The sequence below is a fragment of the Flavobacterium koreense genome, from assembly GCF_054776075.1.
The window spans coordinates 1-550 of the sequence record NZ_BAAHCF010000030.1 but is presented as its reverse complement, the minus strand read 5'-3'; the positions used below and the strand labels follow the sequence as shown (position 1 = coordinate 550).

1 pseudogene is annotated in these 550 nt (G+C 33.8%); it reads right to left on the bottom strand.

What is annotated here, in order from left to right:
• Positions 1-550 (bottom strand): annotated as a pseudogene (locus ACYU7A_RS11555) (hypothetical protein); the annotation flags it as partial.

Genomic DNA, 550 nt, shown 5'->3' with positions numbered 1-550 from the left:
TGTAATTGTAACTGTTGCTGTTCCTCCTGTTAATGTTACTGTAGTATTAGAACCACCATTTATATTATAAGTAACCACAGCATCTGAAGTACCTGTTAAAGTAAAAGTAGCATTAGCACCTGAACAAATTGGACCATTATTACCTGAAATACTTGCTGTTGGTAATGGATTAACTGTTACTGTAGACGAACCAGATAATGATTGATTACATGAAGTAGATGGATTGTTTATAGAAACCAAATTCAAGGTTTGGTTAGAAGTAGCTCCTGTAACTGTAACTGTTGCTGTTCCTCCTGTTAAAGTAGCAGTTGTATTAGAACCACCATTTATATTATAAGTAACCACGGCACCTGAAGTACCTATTAAAGTAAAAGTAGCATTAGCACCTGAACAAATTGGACCATTATTACCTGAAATACTTGCAGTTGGTAATGGATTAACTGTTACTGTAGATGAACCAGATAATGTTTGATTACATGAAGTAGATGGATTGTTTATAGAAACCAAATTCAAGGTTTGATTAGAAATAGCTCCTGTAATTGTAACTGTT